This window comes from Globicatella sanguinis NBRC 15551 (assembly GCF_001552295.1).
GTDB lineage: Bacteria > Bacillota > Bacilli > Lactobacillales > Aerococcaceae > Globicatella > Globicatella sanguinis.
Window position 1 is genome coordinate 1 of sequence record NZ_BCQX01000159.1, and the last position, 3,766, is coordinate 3,766.

Genomic DNA, 3,766 nt, shown 5'->3' on the forward strand with positions numbered 1-3,766 from the left:
CTACTTCTGGTCCACTCCCTTTCTAAGCAAAAAAATAGTGAAGTATTGAGAGATATGTTAAGATTAAATCAAAATAATAAAAAGGAAGTGTCATTATGACGAAAGTTTTAACAGATGCACAATTTAACCAAGAAACTGCAGAAGGGTTAACATTGGTTGATTTCTGGGCTCCATGGTGTGGTCCATGTCGTATGCAATCACCAGTTATCGATGAATTATCTGAAGAATTAGCTGGACAAGTTGATTTTTACAAAATGAATGTTGATGAAGAGCAAGAAACAGCTCGTGAATTTGGCATCATGTCAATTCCAACTTTATTAGTTAAAAAAGATGGCGAAGTTGTTGAAAAATTAGTTGGTTTCCATGATAAAAATCGTTTAAACGAAATTTTATCTCGCCATATGTAATATAATAATTCAATAATCTATTTAAAAGCGGGTCAGAATGTTATCATTTTGACTCGTTTTTTTATTGTCATTTTTATGTACGTGAATCAATTATAAATACCAATTAAAACCAAAAATAGTCGTAAAATTATAATCGTAGATGTCCTGATGACAATCATTTTTTGTATGGATTCATTTCTTTAGGTCTAAAGACTGATTTTATCGTTTTACTCTGATTCTTATTTATATCGGCTATAAATTAAGGTATAATAAGATAAAGGGGAGGATTATGATATGAAGAAAAGGAATATTATTTTTTTTAGTTTATTTTCGTTCGTTTGTTTGTTAATGTTTTGGTTAACGCCAATTAAGGTTGCTTCGATTAATGACAATAATCCTCCAGTAAAAGATCACGTTTCAAAAGAAAATCAAAATAAAAGCGAGGAAAAAGTTCAAACAATTAATTATGCACCTTTCTTATATTATGAAAATTATGATTATATTGGTTCTGGTAATGAATTTGCTGGTTTTAAAGTGGTACTGCAATATCCTTTAAATGAAGATGGGATTTATCAATTTAGACGTGATGGTGCCGGTACTTCTATCGCATTTGTCTATCAATTAACTCCAGAGGGCATTATTGAATTGAGTTACTTTCCAGAAACCTATGACAATACAGATTTTAGAGACCATCCAGATACTTTAGATGATTCTACTTCATTAATTATGCCATTAGAGCTAGGAGTGGGAGATACTTTTTTTAGTGGCTATCAAGAAGAACAAGAGTATGAAGTGATTAACATTTTAGATGATTTTACCGTCAATCAAGTAACTTATCATGATGTTTTAGTATTGTCATTAAAGCAAGATACGAGTGATGCTACACAGTATTTTTATTATGCCCCCCAATATGGTCTAATATATGATGAATTTGCTTTTAATGATGACTTTTCGATGTATATTACCAATCAATTGAAATCTACTCGAAATAGATTATATTATCCCAATGTTAAATTTAAAAAAATTTTTAAGGAGTGAATTTAGATGAAAGATGTGACTAATAGTAGTCAACAACATAAGAAAAATTCCAACCATAAGTTTTTGGCCTTGTTCAATCGCATGGGATTGAATTCTTTATATCTTGTATTGTTAATATTAGCTTTTGTTTATTATTATATTGCTTTACCACCAATACATTATGCTGCTTTTGAATTTTGGTTTTTCCTAGGACTCATCATAGTGGGGATTATCATAATTGAAGTATTAAAAGATGGTTCTGATTTTGTTTTTAATCGTAGTCAAAATACCAGTACACAGTTAAAAAACATGTCCATTAAATATAAAGTTTTATTTGGTATTTTACCAGTGGCTCTGGTTATTTGGTTAGTGAGTTCAGCTATCTTTTCACCATTTTTTATGGCTTCCTCATATCGTGATATGTTACCAGTAGCTCAGGCTGATTTTGAAACAGAATTCTCAGAAACGGATGTCAACCAGATACCATTAATTGACCGAGATACCGCAGTTAGATTAGGAAATCGTAAGCTTGGTGCACTGACTAATTTAGTATCACAGTTTGTTGCGAGTCCTGAATATGTGCAAATTAATATTAATAATTATCCTTATCGTGTGACCCCATTAGAGTATGCTGGATTTTTTAAATGGTTAAATAACTTTTCTGAGGGTATCCCTCATTATTTAAAGGTAGATAATGTTACTGGAGAAGTAACGGTTGAAACACCTGAAGCTCCGATTAAATATTCTTATGCTGATAAATTTTGGCGTAATATTAATCGTCATTTAAGATTTAAATATCCCTTTACTATCTTTGGTAAACCTAGTTTTGAGGTAGACGATGAAGGGACACCTTATTATATTGCTTCCACTTATGGTCGTAATTTCTTCTTATTTGAACCAGAAGTAACAGGGTTAGTGGTAGTGAATGCCTCAACTGGTGAGTCTAAACATTATCCATTAGAAGAAATACCACAATGGGTTGATCGTGTTTACAGTGCTGATTTAATTTTACATCAATTGCAAATGCATGGAAAATATGTGAATGGTTTTTGGAATACTTTATTTTCAAATGAAGGTGTGACTCAACCTACTGAAGGCTATAACTATTTACCGATGGATGATGATTTATATCTCTATACAGGGATTACTTCGATTAATGCGGATGAATCGAACATTGGGTTTGTTTTAGTTAATTTAAGAACAAAAGAAGCCAAAATGTACCCAATCAGTGCCGCCGAAGAATTTTCTGCGATGAGTTCGGCTGAAGGAAGTGTCCAAGAAAAAGGTTATACAGCAACCTTCCCATTGCTAATTAATTTAAGTGGTAAACCTGTTTATGTGCTTTCATTAAAAGATTCTTCGGGATTAATTAAAGCCTATGCTTTAGTCGATGTGCAAAATTATCAAACCGTATATGTCGAAAATAGTGTCGAAAAATTATTGTTAAGTTATGCTGCTGAAAATCCGGTTGATATTGAGGAATTAGAGACAGAAGAGGCATTACTTGAAGTGGTAGGTGCAGTTGAAAAGGTACAGGCTGTCGTTAAAAGTGGTAATACCGTTTATTATTTCATGATCGATGGTAAAGTATATCAAGCACCCATTCAGCTAAACGATTCCTTACCATTCTTAAATGATGGTACCGAAGTGAAAATGGACGTAAATGAATCAGGAGAAGTTCGTTCCATTGAATGGGATGACGCAAAAGAAAATGTAACAACTGAATAATGAAAAGGTTATACTAGGAATGACTGGTAGTAAAATGTTCTAATTTTACTAGACGTTATTCCTATTTTTTATGCTGTTTATGTTTGAGTAGATAATTAAGAATGTGATTCTATTGATGGAAAATATTAGGAGCGCAATCCGTTTCATTCATTGGTTGAAAAAATGTTAATGAATGATTCCATAGAAACGAATTAAATGGCTATAGGAAACGTCATTAGCTTGAAAAAATGAATCAATATATGATTCCATTAGAAAGGAGTTGAATGGCAATGGAGAACTTAATTAGTTTAGAAAAATGGTATTATATTTACCAAAATAGCACGTTTAAACTATCATTTTGATTATAGGTGAAAGTTACTTATTCTTTTGATCGTAGTCTATCAATTTTAAAAATATGATTTCAGAAAGATTCATTTTTTCAAAACAAGAAAAAATATTAACAAAAGAAGAAGTCTTGATTTATTTAGCGAAAATAGACTAACATAATAGGAGGTTGGGCATAAACTTGATAAATTTTGTTAAGATTATTGTTGATTAATTAATAGCGCAGAGGTTGAGTGGTCTCAATCTGCGTCTTTAATGAGGTTAAAGATAAATTTGGTAAACTTAATCAAGTTGTTGTTATTAAATTAAAA

3 protein-coding genes are annotated in these 3,766 nt (G+C 31.3%); all 3 read left to right on the forward strand.

Annotated elements, in window-relative coordinates:
• The first annotated feature begins 95 nt into the window (after positions 1–95).
• The 3 genes from trxA (at position 96) to GSA01S_RS09595 (ending at position 3,131) form a co-directional block, all read left to right on the forward strand.
• Entirely contained in the window at positions 96–407 is a 312-nt protein-coding gene (gene trxA, locus GSA01S_RS09585; RefSeq protein WP_066126997.1) for a thioredoxin, read from the forward strand.
• Positions 408–680: 273 nt separating this feature from the next.
• Complete coding sequence (locus GSA01S_RS09590; protein ID WP_066126999.1) at positions 681–1,424, forward strand: hypothetical protein; 744 nt, start codon at positions 681–683, stop codon at positions 1,422–1,424.
• Positions 1,425–1,430: 6 nt separating this feature from the next.
• Positions 1,431–3,131, forward strand: a complete 1,701-nt coding sequence (locus GSA01S_RS09595; RefSeq protein WP_066127002.1) for a hypothetical protein — start codon at positions 1,431–1,433, stop codon at positions 3,129–3,131.
• Positions 3,132–3,766: the final 635 nt, after the last annotated feature.

Coding starts and splice junctions, on each gene's coding strand:
- GSA01S_RS09590 (WP_066126999.1), top strand. CDS start 681: ATGAAGAAAAGGAATATTATTTTTTTTAGTTTATTTTCGTTCGTTTGT.
- GSA01S_RS09595 (WP_066127002.1), top strand. CDS start 1,431: ATGAAAGATGTGACTAATAGTAGTCAACAACATAAGAAAAATTCCAAC.
- trxA (WP_066126997.1), top strand. CDS start 96: ATGACGAAAGTTTTAACAGATGCACAATTTAACCAAGAAACTGCAGAA.